The sequence below is a fragment of the Rhizobium sp. PRIMUS64 genome, assembly GCF_023006465.1.
Lineage (GTDB): Bacteria > Pseudomonadota > Alphaproteobacteria > Rhizobiales > Rhizobiaceae > Rhizobium > Rhizobium leguminosarum.
In genome coordinates this window covers 1-16,413 of the sequence record NZ_JALBGX010000143.1, presented here as the reverse complement: position 1 = coordinate 16,413, position 16,413 = coordinate 1, and the positions used below count along the sequence as shown (strand labels likewise).

Genomic DNA, 16,413 nt, shown 5'->3' with positions numbered 1-16,413 from the left:
TGCCAAAATGGCTCCATCGCTACAATTGGCATCGACCCCATGGCAGCCTAAAATATAATACACCAATCAGCAGACTCGGCCTGACCGAGGACAACCTGTTGAGGCTCCACATCTAGGTCCTTAGCGCGCATCGTCCTTGCAACTCGCAACTCACTCAGCCTCGACGCATTCGCAGGCGTGATAACGCCGGCTGCGAAAGACAGAAGATGCACTGTTGTAGTCTCCGGCTCCCGCCGCTGCTTGCATGACGGCTTGCGCCAGTCGTTGACAAAACTCAATTGGCCAGCCAGCATTTCCGTTGCCCGGCCATTTGTAATGACTAAGTCTGAGGTGGTGCCATGCCTCGCATGATCAGGTTCATACTCACGCGTTTGGCGACGGGGTTCGCAATTGGATCCGCCGTGGGCTTCTTCGTTTGGCAAAATGGATTTGCCGCGGCAGGCACGCTTGAGAATTATCTCGCGAAGGGCCTGTTCATCTACCTCTTCGCAAGCACCATCAGCATGGGTTATCTCGCGACGGCCCCTCGAAGAATAGCGCCGGACGCTCTCCGTCGCATGTTGGTGCTCGTTGCGCCCGTTCGTCTGCACTTCCCTATTAAGCCCGCCAGTCCGACGGTATCCGCATGTGTCGTCAGCGCCACCGTTGATGCGGACAAGGCCTGAAGCAAGCGATGAAGACAGTCGAGATCACAAAAACAATCCGTCCTGGTGCTTTTTTGCGCCTGGCCATAACGGAGCAAGCGATCGCCATATTGACGGTTGTCGAATTCCGGCGCGGTTATCGCCCTGCCCCGAGGTCAGCACGCCTTCCGCAGCAGATCGACGCTGTCAACCACGACGACCCTGCCTCTGACTTCGACCCCTGCAGGACCGAGGGCAGCGAAAGCCCGCGAAAGGGCTTCGGGCGCAACCCCGAGTTTGCCGGCCAGAATTCTTTTCCGGTAAGGCAGGCGAAAGGTGGCCTGCGATGCTGAGGCCGGGCAGCGGCTGACGAGGTAATTCGCAACACGCTGTGCAGCCGTGTGCAGCCGGTCTCCCGCTATGCAATCCATGGCACCGAGCAGATGCCGGGCCATGATGCGCATGACGTTGCGACGCATGACGGGGTCCCGGTCGGCAAGCGCCCGCAACTCCACAAGGTCGAACAACGCGACCTCTGCGCCGTCGGCGGACCATGCGCTGTAGGTGTAGGAGCCGCCTGCCGACAGGAGATATTCACCGAACGTCTCACCCGGTTCGCAGATGCAGATATCTGCCTGGCGCCCCGCGGATTCCGACTTCGAAAGTCGCACGAAGCCGCGCATCACGCAATAGACGAACGACGCCTGCTGGCCCTCGGCGATGATCCGCTCGTCCGGTGCGAAGATCTGGAACTGAGCCGTGTCGGCCAGTTCTTCTATCCTTGCTTTGTCCAGGCCGTGAAACAGGTCAGATCGCAAAAGTATGGGATGTCTCGATAGCATCGATCTTCCTTTCGTTTCGGCCGTGAGCGGTTCAAGGTCTTTTGCAATCGGTTTCGTCCTCGACGAGGATTCGCCAAGCTGCTCCTTCAAGGTCCTCGTACTGGCGGCTCGTCAGCGACCAGAGGAACGCCAGGAGACCCATTCCCCCCATCAGCAGTGCGATCGGCATCAGATAGATCAGCATGTTCATGCGGTTTCAACTTCCGCACGTCCGCCGGCAAGCGGCTCGCTCCGTAGGCCGAAGGCATTTAATCGCAGCGCATTCGTCACGACGATGATCGACGAAGTCGACATGGCCACCGCCGCTATCAGCGGCGTTGCCAGGCCGGCGATTGCGATCGGTACCGCAAGCACGTTGTAACCGATGGCGAGAGCAAAGTTCTGGCGAATGAGGCTGGCGGATCTTCGTGCAACGGCGATTGCCTCAGGAACGGCATCGAGACGATCGTTGAAGAAGATAAGGTCGGCGGCTTGCCTGCCGACGTCGGATGCGGTTGCAGGCGCCATCGAGACCTGCGCGGCGGCCAGCGCCGGTGCGTCGTTGATCCCGTCGCCGACCATGAGCACGCGATAGCCCTCGGCGCCCAGCCTCTGGAGTTCCTCGACCTTCTGTTTCGGCCCCAGGTCGCCCAGAGCTTTGCCGATACCGAGAGCCCGCGCTGTGTTGTCGACGACGGCCTGCCTGTCGCCGGATACTATCAACGTTTCGATACCGGCTGCAGCGAGCTGGCGGAAAGTCTCCGCGGCGCCCGGACGAAGCGTGTCGTCAAACAGGAAACGGGCGAGATCGACGCCGTTTTTCGACAGGACCACCTCCGAAAACGGAGTATCGCCCGCGGGCGTGAGCCCGGTTCCGCAGGCAAAGGCCCGGTTGCCGAGCCGATAGAAGTCCGCTCCTTGCCAGGCTTCCAGCCCCCCGCCGGCGATTTCCGTGACCCTGTCGAAGGCGAAGGGGTAAGAGATGTCTATGTCCCGCACCAGACCCTGGGAAAGCGGATGCCGTGAATGCGCCGCCATTGCGCAAACGATGGCTCTATTGCCCGCGATCGAGTCGATTCGGACGAGGCGGGGCCGGCCCATCGTCAGGGTGCCGGTCTTGTCGAAGGCCACGATGTCCGCGTCGGCCAGTCTTTCGAGCGCCGAACCGTCCTTCACCACGATGCCCCTGCGGAAAAGTTCGCCGGCGGCGACCACCTGGACCACCGGTACAGCAAGGCCCAATGCGCAGGGGCATGTGATGATCAGCACCGCGACCGCGACCAGCATGGCCTGTTTCCAATCGCCCCCAAGCAAGCCCCAGGCGAGAAAGGAGGCCAGCGCCAACAGGTGCACGGCGGGAGAATAAAGTGCTGCGGCGCGATCGGCGACCCGGCGATAACGAGCCCTGCCGCCCTCGGCCGCTTCCATCAGGCCGATGATCTCGGAAAGAAGCGAATCCCTTGCCACTTTGGTCGCCCGCAGGACGAGCGAACCGGTCAGGTTCATCGCACCCGAATTCAGCGCGCTGCCTGCGGCGACGGCGACCGTGCTGCTTTCACCGGTGACGATGGAGAGGTCAACATCGCTCTCGCCGCTGACGATCATGCCATCGACGGGAATGCGTTGGCCGGCGGCAATCGCGATGTTATCCCCGACGGCGATCTCTTCGACCGGGATGTAGTGCCGCGACCCGTCCGGCATCATCAGCTGCGCCCCGCGCGGCGCCAGTCTGGCAAGCCCGTTGATCGCGGCGCGGGCTTTTTCCCGCATCACATGATCGAGGGTTCTGCCGATCAGCAGGAAGAACAGCAGAGACACCGACGCGTCGAACCAGGCATGTTCGCCATGGTGCATGGTTTCCCATAGGGAGACCGCATAGGACAGCGTCACTGCAAGCGAGATCGGAACATCCATGTTGGTGCGCCTACGCTTGAGCCCGCTCCAGGCCGATTTGAAGAAGAAGCGTCCACCATAAACCAGCGCCGGCGCCGCGATCATCGCCGAGATCCAGTGAAACATGTCGCGCGTGGCCGCATCGGCGCCCGACCATACCGACACCGAGAGCATCATGATGTTGGCGGCCGCAAAGCCGGAAACTCCAATCGCCAGCAGTAGCTGGTTCCGGATCCTGTCGGTTTCGGGTGCTGTCGACGTGATGAGATGGGCGCGGTATCCGGCCAAGGTGATCGCGGCGAGGATTTCGGAGGGATCGGTCGCCTTCGCCTCGATCTCTTCCTGATAGACGCAGGTGACACGCCTGGCGGTGAGATTGACCCGGGCTTTCCTGACGAACGCAAGCGCCGACAGCGCTTTTTCGAGGGTCAATATGCAGTCGCCACAGTGGACGTCGGGCACGCTGAGGTCGACCTGGCGTAACCCAGCCCCGAGCGGGTGGCTTGCAAGGCATACCTCCTCGGCGCTGGCGGATGTCGCGCTGAGGCCGAGAACGCTTTCCGCATCCATCGAGCAGCAGGTCATTGGCGGAACTCCGCGGTGTCGAAGCGTTTGGCCTCATGCATGACGACCGCCCCGTTCATTCTCGATATGGCCTCGACGATCCAGTCGCCGGCGACAACCTGGTGATCGGCTTCGAACCGCCCTTCGCCCGTCTTCCGGAGCGTCACGCGGAAATCCTCATGATCGCCGACGGGCCGTTTGAAGTTCAGCGTGACATCATCGATGATCGCAGGCGTGCCGGCCTGGTCGTGGATGTCGTAACGGATTTGGCTGCCCTTAACGACGAGCGCGCCCTCGACGCCGGAGGCGGCCATTGCCTTCATCGCTGCCGCCCTGGTGTTGAATTCCTGGCTGGCCACATAGGTGTTTTCCACGACGATGCCACTCCAGCTGGACGCAGCATAGAAGGCCATGGTGGCGTTTACGGCGATCACTACGGCGAAGAATGCCGAGGTGGCAAGCAGCACGTGCAAGCCGGTAAAGCCCTGAGTAGAAGTCTTCATTTCACGTCTCCCGGCGCGTTGAACGCCGCGCGATAGCTCGCCCGGTCGGCTTGACCTGCGTCTTGACCTATATCTTCGATGACGAAGAGGAATTCGTTGATCTCTGCCCCGTCTGGGGCGCGCGTGACGAAGACCTTGAGCGTCGTGGCCGCGTCGGGTTCGACGTGAGCGGTGAAGCTGCGGGCATCCTGCCCGCCGAACTCGGGAATGCGCATTGTGCCCCCCTCCAGCCCGACGAGGGTGATGGTCACGTCCCGCGGCTTCGGCACCATGTTGAGGACATGCAGCGTGTAGCCGTTTCGGATGGAGCCGTCGCTTTCCAGAACATATTGAGGGTTCCGGTCGTGGATAACGTTGAGCCTGAGCCGATCGCGTAAGGCGAGATGGACGACCATGGCGACGCCGATCGATGCCCAGACGACACCGTAGAAGACAATTCTTCGGCGGAAGATGATGCGCCAGTCGAAATTCCGGACAGCTGGCATGAAGCTTCCGTCGTCGTTTCGGACATTGGAGGGCTGGATGGCTGTCCGTCCTCCGTCAGTAGCAAGCGACATGTTGCTCGAATATTCCTTGAGCGTCGCATAGGCGATCAGGCCGTGTGGCTTCCCGAGCTTGTCCATGACGCCGCCACAGGCGTCGATGCAGAGGGCGCATGTGATGCATTCCATCTGCTGGCCGTCGCGGATGTCGATCCCCATCGGGCAGACGGCGACGCAGGCATTGCAGTCCACGCAATCGCCCACCGGCAGACCCTGAGCCTTCTTGCCATGGCGCGACCGCTGCTCGCCCCGCCAGTCGTTGTAGGTGACAACAAGCGAATTCTCATCCAGCATCGCGCCCTGAATGCGCGGCCACGGACACATATAGGTGCATGTCTGTTCGCGCATGAGGCCGCCAAGCACATAGGTCGTCGCGGTCAGGGTGGCGATCGTGGCATACGCAGCGGCAGGAGCGCTGCCGTCAAACAGTGAAGCCGCCAGGCTCGGCGCGTCGGCAAAATAGAAGATCCATGCTCCGCCCGTGGCGATGGCGATCAGCAGCCAGATCGCGTGCTTGATCACCCGCTTCCTGAGCTTGTCGAAAGTGAAGGGGTCGGCATCGAGCTTCATCCGAGCGTTTCGGTCGCCTTCGACAGCGCGTTCGACGACGAGAAAGAGATCGACCCAGACGGTCTGCGGACAGGCATAGCCACACCAGGCGCGGCCGACAGCGGCGGTGAGGAGAAAGAGGCCGAAGCCCGCCATGACGAGCAGGCCCGCCACATAGTAGAATTCCTGCGGCCAGATCTCGATGAAGAAAAAGAAGAAGCGCCGCGAGGCGAGGTCGACGAGGATTGCCTGATTGGGCGCATAGGGACCGCGGTCCCAGCGAATCCACGGCGCGAGGTAATAGGTGCCAAGCGTGAGCAGCATCAAGACCCATTTGAACCGGCGAAAGGGCCCTTCGGCTCGTTTCGGAAAGATCTTCTTGCGCGGCGCATAGAGAGGCTGGCGGTTGCGCCGGGCGTTGACGGGTTCGACGCGAACGTGGTCAATGTCATTTAGATTAGGGCGGGTATAGAGATTCATAGGACCTGTCCGATTTTCACCACTCTTTTCCCAGCCGTGGCGGATCCGTTCCTTGATGCAGATCAAGAACGACCGTGCAGAAGCGAAAAGGCCACGCCCCAGAGTAAGGGCGTGGCCGGAGGACAGCGGCGGAGAAACCGCTGGGACGTCCTCCACAGGAGCTGAAACTATCGGCTCGTCTGCTTGTGGTCTTTGAGGCAGATCAAACTCACCATCGAATTGCCGATTTTTGCAGGGTCGTCCTGCTCCGAAGACGCAGGCATCTGTTGGGCGCGGGCTGAGACACGCGATCGGATAACAGCACGCGGCGCGCCGTAGAGAGGGAGGATCGGATTGCGGTCGTGGGCTGTCATGTCTCTTCTCCTTACGTGCCGCCGCCGAGCGCATGAACGAAAATAGTAAGCTCGTTTACCGTTGTGTCCCCCAGGCGCGCTGCCCAGGCAGGCATTACGCCATGTTTGGGAGAGGCAACCTGACGAAGGATGGCGTCTTCACCCCGCGACTTCAGCCAGATTGCGTCGGCGAGATCCGGCGCACCCATTTCCACCTTTCCTTTGGCGTCCTCGCCGTGACATGGGGCGCAATTGTCGAAGAAAACCTGTTTTCCGGCCGCCGCCAGACCGACATCCGAGGGCGTATTGGTCAGCCCCCAGACAAAGGCGGCGACCTGCTTCATCTGGATGGGCTCCAGAACACCGGCAAAGGGCGGCATTTCGGAGGAATGGCTATCCGTATCGCCGTCGAAGCGGATGCCATGAGAGATCGTGGCCTGGATGGCATTCAGATCCCCGCCCCACAGCCAGTCGTCGTCGTTGAGATTCGGAAACCCCGGACCGCCGCTCGCTCCCGATCCATGGCAGGGCGCGCAGTTCACCTTGAAAGCGGATGCGCCGCCAGCGATCGCGAATTTACGAAGAGCAGGATCCGCGTCGATCTCCTCCACTGTCTTGGCAGCGATCAGGTCATGGAACTCCGTCTGCGATGACTTAGCGAGATTGAGGTCCTGCTGCAGCTCGGCGCGCGTTGAATAACCGAGATAGCCGTTAGTGGCGGAAGTGATCATCGGGATGGCCGGGTAAGCGATGGCGTAGCCGATCGCCCAGAGGATCGTCACGTAGAAGGTCCAGATCCACCAGCGCGGCATGGGATTGTTGAGCTCTTGGATGCCGTCCCATTCATGACCCGTCGTTTCGACGCCGCTCAGTTCATCGATATGCTTTTGCGACATCTCAATCGTCCTTCAAGGGAATATCGGCGGCATCTTTGGCCGTCTGCTTGCTACCTGGGCGAAGGGTGAGCATGACCGCGCCGACGAAGAATGCGGCCATTGCCAGGAGGCCCCAGCTGTCGGAGAAGTGTCTCATTGCAGTGTAAGTTTCCATGGATCACCTCACCGGTAGCCGGTCGCGTCGTCATAGGTCGAGAAATTAACCAGCGTTCCGAGCATCTGCAGGTAGGACACCAGCGCGTCCATCTCGGTCAGCCGGGTTGGATCGCCGTCGAGATCGCCGACATTCGCATTTGGGTAGCGCTTGAGTAGAGCCGCCGTGTCCGCGTTCGGATCGGCCTGGGCTCTCATGTCGGCCTCGGCATTCGCCAGCATGTCGTCGCTGTAAGGCACGCCCACGTCCTCATTGGCCTTGAGGTCCTCTCCGATACTCCTGACCGTCACCTCCTTCTCTTCGAGGAAGGCGTAGCTCGGCATGATTGATTCCGGCACCACGGCCCGCGGATTTGCGAGATGCTGGACGTGCCATTCGTTCGAGTAACGCCCCCCGACGCGGGCCAGATCGGGCCCTGTCCGCTTGGATCCCCATTGGAACGGGTGGTCGTACATCGATTCCGCGGCGAGCGAATAATGGCCGTAACGTTCGACCTCATCACGGAACGGCCGGATCATCTGGCTGTGGCAGAGATAGCAGCCTTCACGGATGTAGATGTTCCGTCCGGCGAGCTCTAGCGGCGTGTAGGGCCGCATGCCTTCCACTTTTTCGATCGTGTTCTGCAGGTAGAACAGCGGTGCGATTTCAACGATGCCGCCAATGCTGACGACCAGCAGCGAGCCGACCAGAAGAAGCGTCGCGTTCTTCTCGAGGGTCTTATGTTTATCAAGTAACGATGCCATGTCTCACCTCACTCGGCAGGCTGTGCCTGGGGCACCAAACTGGTCGGGATTGGCGCTTCGTCGCGCAGGTGGCCGCGGATCGTCATGAACACGTTCCAGGCCATGACGAGGCCACCCGCTAGGTAGAGTGCTCCGCCGACGGCACGCAGCACGTAATAGGGGATCATCGCCGCGACCGTTTCAGCGAAGGAATAGACGAGGAAGCCCTGGGAATTGTATTCTCGCCACATCAGCCCCTGCTGGATGCCCGCGACCCAGAGCACCGCGGCGTAGATCACGATCCCGAGCGTCGCGAGCCAGAAGTGCCAGTTGACCATCCGCAGGCTGTAGAGGCGCTCGCGCCCCCACAGTTTCGGCGTCAGGTAGTATATCGCCCCGAAGGTGATCATACCCACCCAGCCAAGTGCTCCGGAATGCACGTGACCGATCGTCCATTCGGTATAGTGGCTGAGCGAATTGACCGCCTTTATCGACATCATCGGGCCTTCGAAGGTCGACATCCCATAAAATGCGATGGCGACGATCATCATCCGGATGATCGGGTCGGTGCGAATTTTGTCCCAGGCGCCCGAAAGGGTCATCAAACCGTTGATCATGCCGCCCCAGGAGGGCATCCAGAGCATGACGGAGAAGACCATTCCGAGCGTCTGCGCCCAGTCAGGCAGCGCCGTGTAATGCAGATGATGCGGGCCGGCCCAGATATACATGAAGATCAGGGCCCAGAAGTGGATGATCGACAGCCGGTAGGAATAAACCGGCCGGTTGGCCTGCTTCGGCACAAAATAGTACATCATCCCCAGGAAGCCGGCGGTGAGGAAGAAGCCGACGGCGTTGTGGCCGTACCACCATTGGGTGAGTGCATCCTGGACGCCGGAGAAGAGAGAATAGCTCTTGGAGCCGAGGAACGACGCCGGAACAGCGAGGTTGTTGACCACATGCAGCATCGCAATGGTGACTATGAAGCTGAGATAGAACCAGTTTGCCACGTAGATATGCGGCTCTTTGCGCTTCAGGATCGTTCCGAGATAGACGGCCAGATAGGCGACCCAGACGATGGTAAGCCACAGGTCGACGTACCATTCGGGCTCGGCATATTCGCGCGACTGATTGATGCCGATCACGTAGCCGGTCGCAGCCATCACGATGAACAGCTGGTAGCCCCAGAAGACGAACCAGGCGAGTGTTCCTCCGAAGAGACGCGCGCGACAGGTGCGTTGCACCACATAGAAGGATGTCATGATCAGCGCGTTGCCGCCGAAGGCGAAGATCACCGCCGATGTGTGAACCGGCCGCAATCTTCCGAAATTCCAATAGGGCGCGATGTTGAGGTCGGGAAAGGCGAGCTGCAGCGCGATGATCACGCCGACGAGGAAGCCGACGACGCCCCAGAACACCGTAGCGATCAGGCCGTAGCGGATTACCTCGTCGCAATAGCCCGTAAGCTCTGTTTTGCGCTGTTGGCCCGTCGGCGAAAACTCTGCGTTTCTGACAAGCAGCAGCGTTCCCGCAACCAGGCAGAGGCAAAGTATACCCATATGGACTGCAAACAGATGATCGTGCGCGAATGCGGCCGCGAGCAGCGCCAGAAACGCTGCGACCGCGATCACCATCGTTTCTGTCGTGTAATTCATGATGTCGTCTCCAGTGCGCAGACGACCGCCTCGCGGCCGGCTTTCTCGGATTTCGAGGCAGGACTGTCACGAAGACGGGAACGGCTCCTTGATCTACATCAACAAGCGGACTGGAAGCGGTGGACGAACCGACGTTGTTACACTCTGTTGCAAACTTCCCCCTTTGGCACCGCCCGCTTACTCCCGTGTGACGCAGCTGCTTTCTACCGCACCCACTGCCACAAGGGGCGATGAAGATGCTGTGCAGAACAACCACGCGTTCGACAATGGCGCGAAGGGGCGCGAAGCCATACATGCCGGCCAATCCCTCTCTTCGCTGTTCGTAGGCTCGGCGGCCGAGGCCGTCGCAGCCGGTAAGGCGATTTGGTGGGAGGGTGATAAGCAACCATCTTGTCCAGGTGGAAGAAGGTGTCGTGCGCCTGCTTCGTATCATCGGCGAAAGATCGTCGGGTGATAATCGCTCTTCAATTCGCCGGCGATCTCAACGGCGCGTCGCTGCAAAACGATTTCCTATTTACGGCTGAGGCCGTCACGAAATGCAAGATCCGCCGGATATCGCACATGAGTTTCCACGGGGAAGTCGCTCGGTCTAATGCGCTCGCTCGACCTAGCTCTCGTTGCTCTGGCAGGAGGCGGCCGCTTCGCATGAACAGATGGTGCTGTTGCCGAAGAAGAACGCCGAGGAGCGCCCCTGCAGCTTCATCGTGAAGCTTGCATTCCGGCGCAACCCGCGTCCGCCAAGGTCCGTTGCGCGTTTCCATGAATCGTCAAGACATTGCGGATCATCTCGGCCTGACCATTGAGACCCTGGCCCACACCGTTACGAAACTTGCGTCGCGCAACATCGTTATTCCCGAGGGCAGGCACGACCTGCGGAACGTCAATCTTGCCCGCTGGTACGGTTATCGGGCGACACTGATGATTTTCCCGAGGATTTCTGTCAGAGGGTAAACCTCAACACACGCGACAAGCCGCGGGATCGACATTCATGCCCTCCGCGAACTTCTCGACGCGATATGAGCTCAGTCACGGCAATCCTAAGCTGTTCAGCAGCGCCGACGTTCGCCGAGCGTGCTTGTCCTTCGGTGATTCCTACATCGCTTGCAGGCTGCCATGTCCCTCGCAAGGGCGCTGGGCAAGCAGGCAAAAATTGGGACCTTCTGCCTTTTTTCCCCGAATTTGACGGGCGTCAAAGAGCCCAATTCCGGCATCTGCTAAGACACATTCATGAGGCTGATTGGGTCTCGCAGAAAAGGAGCTTGCAAATGCGGTTAAAATTCGGTCTGATCGCTGCAGCGGCAGCCTTGATTGTTTCGGCAGCGCCGTTGATGGCGGCCGACCACCAGGTTCGGATGCTCAACAAAGGCACGGAAGGCGCGATGGTGTTCGAGCCTGGCTTCCTGAAGATCGCCCCCGGCGACACCGTCACCTTCATCCCCACCGACAAGGGCCACAACGTCGAAACCTTCAAAGGCCTCATTCCGGATGGCGTTGCCGACTTCAAGTCAAAGCCGAATGAGCTATATCGCGCGAAATTCGATGTTCCAGGCGTCTATGTCCTGAAATGCACCCCACATTCCGGCATGGGCATGGTTGCCCTGATCCAGGTGGGTGACAGTCCGCCCAATCTCGAAGCGATCAAGACTGCAAAGGTGCCGAACATGGTGCGCAAGCGGCTCGATGCCGACCTCACAAACATCACCCAGTGAGACACAGCAGGTGCGGATGACCGCGCAGCCCATGACGATGGCTTTCGTGGCAGCTGTTTGCCTCGCCAGGAGCAGCTGATGCTCAGTGAGCATCGAGCAGAGCCAGGCGCTGTCAGGCAAGACGTCCAAGGCAGTGGTCGGACACGGTTGTCGGCAAAGCCGATGCCGAAACCTGGTGGGACCGTCGAGAAAGTGAATGTGGCCTGTGAAAAGAGCTATGATCTGCACGGCAGACCTGTGAAGGAACGCGTGGGCAAGATCACTAGCCCGGCGGCAATCTCGCTGACGACGAATATAACGAGGTCGTTTTTTTGCGCGGCAGTCGCGAAGGAGATGCCAGCCAAAACCCGGGGTCTCGTTCTGGTTACCCAAGAATTGCACGGAAGGCGCCGTCGAACGTTTGATCGAAATCCCCGCGGCAGGCAAGTCCTACAACTAGGAGACCCCTGCCTCGTCCTTCGACGTGCTCGAACAACCGCGTTCGTGAGAGGGCGAGAGCCGTCGATCATGTGGCGCTCGGTAGCTCACCTCGCGAAAAGGCTCCTTCAGGCGCCTGCGCGGCCGCCATAATCGCGATGGGCACAACTCTGCGGACCGGCGCTTGCCCACGCCACCTTAAAGGTTCGACGTCAGTCGCCAACGATACCCTGGGCCAGGGCCTGCCGAGATCGAGCTGTATTTGAATGAGCCGAAAAGCTCGACGATAACGACCTCGACGTCCAGGCGGTGATACGGGCGCCCATCTACTTGTGACAGGGCGGCCCGATGACCGTATTTGTGAGTGCGCCCGCCCTGCTTCACACGAACTTGCGACGTCGATCCTCCTCGACGTGCCGTTGTCGACGGGACTCCTGGGAAGATAACTGCAGGGTCCTCGATCGAGAAACGGGAACTCGATGTCTTCTCGCGCGGCCTTTGATGCGTTTCGTGTCGCCGGAACCGATGCACACTTCCGGCGACAAGTACTAGGCTGCCTTGCTGTGCGTGTGCCCGTGCGAGCTAAAATAGGCGTCGAATGCCGCCGCGACTGCACGGACCATGAAGCGCGCCTCCTCGCATACGACAATCCGCTCACCGCTGATCGTCACGACGCCGTCGGCCATGAGCTCGCCGAGACGGTCGTTGCGCTCGACAAGGAAGCCGGTGTCGAAACCCGATCCGCTGCTCAACTGGCCGAGATCGGCTTCGAAATCGCACATCAGCCTCTCGATGACCCTCGCCCGAAGCTTGTCCTCCTCGCTGAGAAGATATCCCTTGGCGGTCGGCAGCACCCCGAAGGCAATTCGCTCGGCATAGAGGCCGAGAGGCACGTGGTTCTGCATATAGCCGGCCGGCAGCCGCCCGATCGCAGATGCGCCGAGGCCGATCAGGCTATCGCAATCATCCGTGGTATAGCCCTGGAAGTTTCTCCTCAGCGTTCTGTTGCGCGCGGCGAGCGCCAACTGATCGTTCGGCAGTGCAAAATGATCGAGCCCAATGCGCAGATATCCGGCCTTCTGGAGCTCCTCGGCGATCACTTCCGCCTGCTCGTTCCGCTGTTTTGCGTCCGGCAGCGATGCTTCGTCGATCAGGCGCTGATGTTTCTTAAAAGCGGGTATGTGAGCGTAACCGAAAACGGCGAAACGTTCGGGACGCAGTTCTGCAGCCAGCCGGACCGTCTCGATGCAAGATTGGACAGTCTGTTTCGGAAGGCCATAAATTAGGTCGAAGTTGATGCTGCTGACGCCTGCTGAGCGCAACCCGGCGACCGCCCTTTCCGTCTGCTCAAAGGATTGCAGCCGCTTGATACCGGCCTGCACGATCGGATCGAAGCTCTGGACGCCGAGGCTTGCGCGGTCGACGCCGTTTTCGGCGAGCGCATCGATCATGGGGGCGACCAATGTGCGAGGGTCGATCTCGACTGCGACGCCGGCTTTCGCTTCAAACGTGAAGGCACTCCTGAGCTTTGCCATTAGAGCCGAAAATTCCTGCGGCTTCATGACCGACGGCGTGCCGCCGCCGAAATGCACGTACTTGACGGGCACGTCGTTTCCGGCCGCAAAAGAGACGAGCTCGATCTCTTCCTTCATCACGTCGAGATAGTCGGCGACCGGAGCGTCTTGCCGGGTGATGGTCGTGTGGCAGCCGCAGTACCAGCATATCGAACGGCAGAACGGGACGTGGAGATAAACCGAAACCGGGCCAGCCGCGGCGATATGGGCGAGATTGCCGGCATATTCATCCGGCCCCACGGCTGCAGAAAAAGCCGCCGCCGTCGGGTAACTCGTATAACGCGGAACCCGCGCATCGCCGTATTTGGCGATCAGATCATCAGACATTTTCGCATCCCTTTTCAAAACAGGATGCTTTATGATCTCCGGCCGCGCCGGCTTCCTTGTCCCAAATCAATGATGACGTCTCAGGCCAGAATCAGCCGGATCTTTGTCCGCTGTGAAAGTCAGCACTTTCGAACCCGCCTAACATCTCGTTCTGACATGGGTCGAGCCGCGGTCCCGGCTGTTCGAAGAGACGTGCCACAAGGAAATGAGCAAGAATGACTGATACGCAAAACGGGTGAAACAAATTGGTGTCCGCGTGCTGTCGCCGGTCGAGCCATCCCACGGTTTCGGCTCGCTCCATGCGCTGGCCCCCGGCGATAGTTTGTTGATCGCCAGTGGAACTGGTGCCGGCCTAACGGCGGGAATCTCGAGCGAAGCCTACCGAAACGCGGAAGTCGTGGTCGTTTTCCAATTCCACAGGCCCTCGCCGCGGCCGCCGACGTGATCGTCAAGGTGCGCCTCGATCAATGAGGTCGCCCTGCTGTCGCCTGAAAAGACGCTAATCGCTTTCTTCTATCCCGCAGCCAACAATGAGTTGCTCAAGCGGGCTCTGCATTCGGGCGCGAATATAAGCGCCATAGACATGGTCCCGCGCATCAGCCGTGCACAGAAGATGAATGGGAAAGATCGGGGTTACCGGGCGGTCATCGAAGCGAGTGCGAACTTCAGGTGTTTCTTCACCGGGCAGATCACCGCGCGGTATTTCTAGGGTCTCCTCAGTTTTACGTCGCCTTGAGGTCCGTCAGCACCTTGTCAAAAGCATCCTTGACCGGCTTTGAGATTTCCTCCACCGCCCTGCTTGAGAGCACCCGGACTTCCTTGGCGTGCTGCAAACTTGTCTCAACGCGCTTGCGGAAAAAGGTCGACTGCTGTTCGAGGATCTGCGACGGCGAATTCGCGCCCAGCAAAGCTTGCAAATGTGAGAAGCTGGCCTCGGCGTCGGCCTGCAGTGCAGCGATCGTCTTCCACCACAATTCGTTGCCGAATAGACTTGTCGTTTCGAGGATCGGAGGCAGCATTTTCTGTGTCGCTTCAGCGCCGGACGCAAGTTTCAAAAAAGCCTCTGTCACCTTCTTGTTCCCCTTTTCAACAGATGCGCCGAACTGATCTGGCACCTTGAGCGACGATGACCCCGGGTTTTCGATCGTTTCAAAGGATCTTTCGGAAATCTTGGTCATTGCATTTTCCTTCTCTTTGAGTTGGTTGCAAGCTGTGACATCGGGATTGACCCTTCCGCCGGCGGATGCATGGCCGCTTGGTAGAACGCGGATCCGATGACGAACGGTCAGGTGGCCTCCGTTCCGTTCGTTTCATGAACCGGCATCATGCAGACTGCTTTCTGCCGCTTGTAACCAGGGATCAGCAAACACCATGCCAACTGCTCCGACGCGCCAAGAAGATGATTTTCTTTTATCAATGGGCGGGTTGAGGGCAGGTTGATGTGTATTTGACGGAGAGACCGGCGAACAAAACGTTCCAATCACGACAAACCTGACAAAAGTGGCGGATGCCCGACATTTGCGAGAAATGTCGACGGTTGCGCTGGGGACAAGGGAATTAGCATGTAATTCAACCGCGCTCAGGATCGTCCTGTGTCGGATCGTATTGAGCCTGCGGGGTGGAAAGTGGCGTTGCGGTCCTCGCCGCAAGTGCCTCCGTCAGCTGCGCACTGGTGCTTACCTCGACGGTCAGCTTGCGCGAGACATTGCGTGCAATTGCAGTGCCTTCTTTGCACCGGCCGCCATTGATTAGAACCGCCGCATCCGCGGATCAGGCATGGGACACGAACGGCACGATCTGTGGCGATCCAATCGCGGGGCATCTGCCTTGGCAACCGGATAAGTTCATCGCCGAGGGCGACGAGACAGCGATCGCCACTTCGCGCTTTTAAAAAAGTCCTATTGAAAGAAGCGACGAACTAGCCACCATCGCAGCGCCAACTTTGTGGATGGAATGCCACACGAAGTAACTACGTTCGTTCGTTTGCGCAGACGACGAGCAGCAGGAGACAACAAACGATCTGAAGGTAACAGCGTTGACTTGTTCGCGAGATCACGCAGTAACCTTGTCTGCCGCGACATGGGTCTGACAGTTCTTCGGGCAGACGCGCGCGCAGGCGCCGCAACCAATGCAGCGGCCGGCCTCATCGACAACCATGATCATACGATTGAGCTCGCCATCGAAGTCTTCCTCCTCGTCGTCGCAGATGCCGAGGATTTCACCCGCTTCACCGACGCCATAGAGGTGCATGACTTCGCGAGAGCAGGCTTTGAAGCATCGGCCACAGCCGATGCAGGTTGTAGCATCGATGCAGGTCAGGTACTCCGGCACCCAGCTGGAGCCGTCGCGCGTGACGAAAGGGCCAGTCATCGTGAATTCTCCAATGCAGCGAGCTCTTCCTTCGCAGCGTTCAACTCGGCGAAGGCGTCGAACGTCTCTCCTGCAATGGTCTTGATTCTAGCCCAATTAATCGGAAGGTCCTCGGCAAGATCGTGCAACTCCATCTTCGCAGCGGCGGCGCGGGACTGCAGCTTGCGGACCTTTTTCAGCTGCTCCACAATGTCTGACATGATCTCTTTCCTCGAAAATTGATTTCATGATGCCCGCGCCACGTCGGGATAGGTTTCGATAACTTCAATAGCGTCATCGACCATT

General features: G+C 59.5%; 16 protein-coding genes and 3 pseudogenes. 5 read left to right on the top strand and 14 right to left on the bottom strand.

Annotation, left to right across the window (positions count from 1 at the left end; all coding sequences use genetic code 11):
• Positions 1-116 (top strand): annotated as a pseudogene (locus MOV76_RS33160) (IS481 family transposase); the annotation flags it as partial.
• Between the two features lie 222 nt (positions 117-338).
• Positions 339-524, top strand: a pseudogene (locus tag MOV76_RS33155) (hypothetical protein); the annotation flags it as partial.
• Between the two features lie 275 nt (positions 525-799).
• Here MOV76_RS33155 and MOV76_RS33150 read toward each other — a convergent pair.
• The 10 genes from MOV76_RS33150 to ccoN form a co-directional block, all read right to left on the bottom strand.
• Complete coding sequence (locus MOV76_RS33150; protein WP_011053469.1) at positions 800-1,465, bottom strand: Crp/Fnr family transcriptional regulator; 666 nt, start codon at positions 1,463-1,465, stop codon at positions 800-802.
• A gap of 31 nt (positions 1,466-1,496) precedes the next feature.
• Positions 1,497-1,655: a cbb3-type cytochrome oxidase assembly protein CcoS gene (gene ccoS / locus MOV76_RS33145; protein WP_011053470.1), complete on the bottom strand. Its 159-nt coding sequence runs from the start codon at positions 1,653-1,655 to the stop codon at positions 1,497-1,499.
• Positions 1,652-3,922: a cation-translocating P-type ATPase gene (locus tag MOV76_RS33140; protein ID WP_011053471.1), complete on the bottom strand. Its 2,271-nt coding sequence runs from the start codon at positions 3,920-3,922 to the stop codon at positions 1,652-1,654. Before MOV76_RS33140 ends, ccoS begins: the two co-directional genes overlap by 4 nt.
• The gene (locus tag MOV76_RS33135) at positions 3,919-4,404 is read right to left on the bottom strand and encodes a FixH family protein (protein ID WP_011053472.1); all 486 of its coding nucleotides are present in this window, start codon (positions 4,402-4,404) and stop codon (positions 3,919-3,921) included. Before MOV76_RS33135 ends, MOV76_RS33140 begins: the two co-directional genes overlap by 4 nt.
• Positions 4,401-5,975 carry a cytochrome c oxidase accessory protein CcoG gene (gene ccoG / locus MOV76_RS33130; RefSeq protein WP_011053473.1) on the bottom strand — a complete coding sequence of 525 codons (1,575 nt, stop codon included), beginning with the start codon at positions 5,973-5,975 and terminating at the stop codon, positions 4,401-4,403. The genes MOV76_RS33135 and ccoG overlap by 4 nt, the downstream gene beginning before the upstream one ends.
• 167 nt (positions 5,976-6,142) lie before the next feature.
• A complete protein-coding gene (locus MOV76_RS33125; RefSeq protein ID WP_004674416.1) occupies positions 6,143-6,328 on the bottom strand; it encodes a hypothetical protein in 186 nt (61 codons plus the stop codon).
• A gap of 11 nt (positions 6,329-6,339) precedes the next feature.
• Positions 6,340-7,203 (bottom strand): cytochrome-c oxidase, cbb3-type subunit III, encoded by an 864-nt coding sequence (gene ccoP / locus MOV76_RS33120; protein WP_004674413.1) that lies wholly within the window; start codon positions 7,201-7,203, stop codon positions 6,340-6,342.
• Position 7,204: 1 nt separating this feature from the next.
• On the bottom strand, positions 7,205-7,357 hold the full coding sequence (locus tag MOV76_RS33115; protein WP_004674411.1) for a cbb3-type cytochrome c oxidase subunit 3: 153 nt from the start codon (positions 7,355-7,357) through the stop codon (positions 7,205-7,207).
• Positions 7,358-7,365: 8 nt separating this feature from the next.
• Positions 7,366-8,100 carry a cytochrome-c oxidase, cbb3-type subunit II gene (gene ccoO, locus MOV76_RS33110; protein WP_004674404.1) on the bottom strand — a complete coding sequence of 245 codons (735 nt, stop codon included), beginning with the start codon at positions 8,098-8,100 and terminating at the stop codon, positions 7,366-7,368.
• An 8-nt stretch (positions 8,101-8,108) separates the two neighbouring features.
• Positions 8,109-9,731, bottom strand: coding sequence for a cytochrome-c oxidase, cbb3-type subunit I (gene ccoN / locus MOV76_RS33105; RefSeq protein ID WP_004674403.1), 1,623 nt, complete (start codon positions 9,729-9,731; stop codon positions 8,109-8,111).
• A 241-nt stretch (positions 9,732-9,972) separates the two neighbouring features.
• Here ccoN and MOV76_RS33100 point away from each other — a divergent pair.
• A pseudogene (locus MOV76_RS33100) lies at positions 9,973-10,690 on the top strand (cyclic nucleotide-binding domain-containing protein); the annotation flags it as partial.
• Between the two features lie 306 nt (positions 10,691-10,996).
• The gene (locus tag MOV76_RS33095) at positions 10,997-11,440 is read left to right on the top strand and encodes a pseudoazurin (protein WP_004674399.1); all 444 of its coding nucleotides are present in this window, start codon (positions 10,997-10,999) and stop codon (positions 11,438-11,440) included.
• Positions 11,441-12,405: 965 nt separating this feature from the next.
• On the opposite strand, the gene hemN is transcribed toward MOV76_RS33095, so the two are convergent.
• Positions 12,406-13,758, bottom strand: a complete 1,353-nt coding sequence (gene hemN / locus MOV76_RS33090; RefSeq protein ID WP_016737481.1) for an oxygen-independent coproporphyrinogen III oxidase — start codon at positions 13,756-13,758, stop codon at positions 12,406-12,408.
• Positions 13,759-14,221: 463 nt separating this feature from the next.
• Here hemN and MOV76_RS33085 point away from each other — a divergent pair, with 463 nt between their 5' ends.
• Positions 14,222-14,467, top strand: coding sequence for an NAD(P) transhydrogenase subunit alpha (locus tag MOV76_RS33085; RefSeq protein WP_309506698.1), 246 nt, complete (start codon positions 14,222-14,224; stop codon positions 14,465-14,467).
• A gap of 13 nt (positions 14,468-14,480) precedes the next feature.
• On the opposite strand, the gene MOV76_RS33080 is transcribed toward MOV76_RS33085, so the two are convergent.
• From MOV76_RS33080 to MOV76_RS33070, 3 genes are all read right to left on the bottom strand, one after another.
• Positions 14,481-14,936 carry a phasin gene (locus MOV76_RS33080; RefSeq protein ID WP_011053475.1) on the bottom strand — a complete coding sequence of 152 codons (456 nt, stop codon included), beginning with the start codon at positions 14,934-14,936 and terminating at the stop codon, positions 14,481-14,483.
• An 874-nt stretch (positions 14,937-15,810) separates the two neighbouring features.
• Positions 15,811-16,128 carry a ferredoxin III, nif-specific gene (gene fdxB / locus MOV76_RS33075; protein WP_004677870.1) on the bottom strand — a complete coding sequence of 106 codons (318 nt, stop codon included), beginning with the start codon at positions 16,126-16,128 and terminating at the stop codon, positions 15,811-15,813.
• The gene (locus MOV76_RS33070; protein ID WP_009991124.1) at positions 16,125-16,328 is read right to left on the bottom strand and encodes a CCE_0567 family metalloprotein; all 204 of its coding nucleotides are present in this window, start codon (positions 16,326-16,328) and stop codon (positions 16,125-16,127) included. Before MOV76_RS33070 ends, fdxB begins: the two co-directional genes overlap by 4 nt.
• Between the last annotated feature and the right edge of the window lie 85 nt (positions 16,329-16,413).

Excerpts from the sequence above, each read along its gene's own strand:
- MOV76_RS33150 (WP_011053469.1), bottom strand. The coding sequence starts at position 1,465 with ATGCTATCGAGACATCCCATACTTTTGCGATCTGACCTGTTTCACGGC.
- ccoS (WP_011053470.1), bottom strand. The coding sequence starts at position 1,655 with ATGAACATGCTGATCTATCTGATGCCGATCGCACTGCTGATGGGGGGA.
- MOV76_RS33140 (WP_011053471.1), bottom strand. The coding sequence starts at position 3,922 with ATGACCTGCTGCTCGATGGATGCGGAAAGCGTTCTCGGCCTCAGCGCG.
- MOV76_RS33135 (WP_011053472.1), bottom strand. The coding sequence starts at position 4,404 with ATGAAGACTTCTACTCAGGGCTTTACCGGCTTGCACGTGCTGCTTGCC.
- ccoG (WP_011053473.1), bottom strand. The coding sequence starts at position 5,975 with ATGAATCTCTATACCCGCCCTAATCTAAATGACATTGACCACGTTCGC.
- MOV76_RS33125 (WP_004674416.1), bottom strand. The coding sequence starts at position 6,328 with ATGACAGCCCACGACCGCAATCCGATCCTCCCTCTCTACGGCGCGCCG.
- ccoP (WP_004674413.1), bottom strand. The coding sequence starts at position 7,203 with ATGTCGCAAAAGCATATCGATGAACTGAGCGGCGTCGAAACGACGGGT.
- MOV76_RS33115 (WP_004674411.1), bottom strand. The coding sequence starts at position 7,357 with ATGGAAACTTACACTGCAATGAGACACTTCTCCGACAGCTGGGGCCTC.
- ccoO (WP_004674404.1), bottom strand. The coding sequence starts at position 8,100 with ATGGCATCGTTACTTGATAAACATAAGACCCTCGAGAAGAACGCGACG.
- ccoN (WP_004674403.1), bottom strand. The coding sequence starts at position 9,731 with ATGAATTACACGACAGAAACGATGGTGATCGCGGTCGCAGCGTTTCTG.
- MOV76_RS33095 (WP_004674399.1), top strand. The coding sequence starts at position 10,997 with ATGCGGTTAAAATTCGGTCTGATCGCTGCAGCGGCAGCCTTGATTGTT.
- hemN (WP_016737481.1), bottom strand. The coding sequence starts at position 13,758 with ATGTCTGATGATCTGATCGCCAAATACGGCGATGCGCGGGTTCCGCGT.
- MOV76_RS33080 (WP_011053475.1), bottom strand. The coding sequence starts at position 14,936 with ATGACCAAGATTTCCGAAAGATCCTTTGAAACGATCGAAAACCCGGGG.
- fdxB (WP_004677870.1), bottom strand. The coding sequence starts at position 16,128 with ATGACTGGCCCTTTCGTCACGCGCGACGGCTCCAGCTGGGTGCCGGAG.
- MOV76_RS33070 (WP_009991124.1), bottom strand. The coding sequence starts at position 16,328 with ATGTCAGACATTGTGGAGCAGCTGAAAAAGGTCCGCAAGCTGCAGTCC.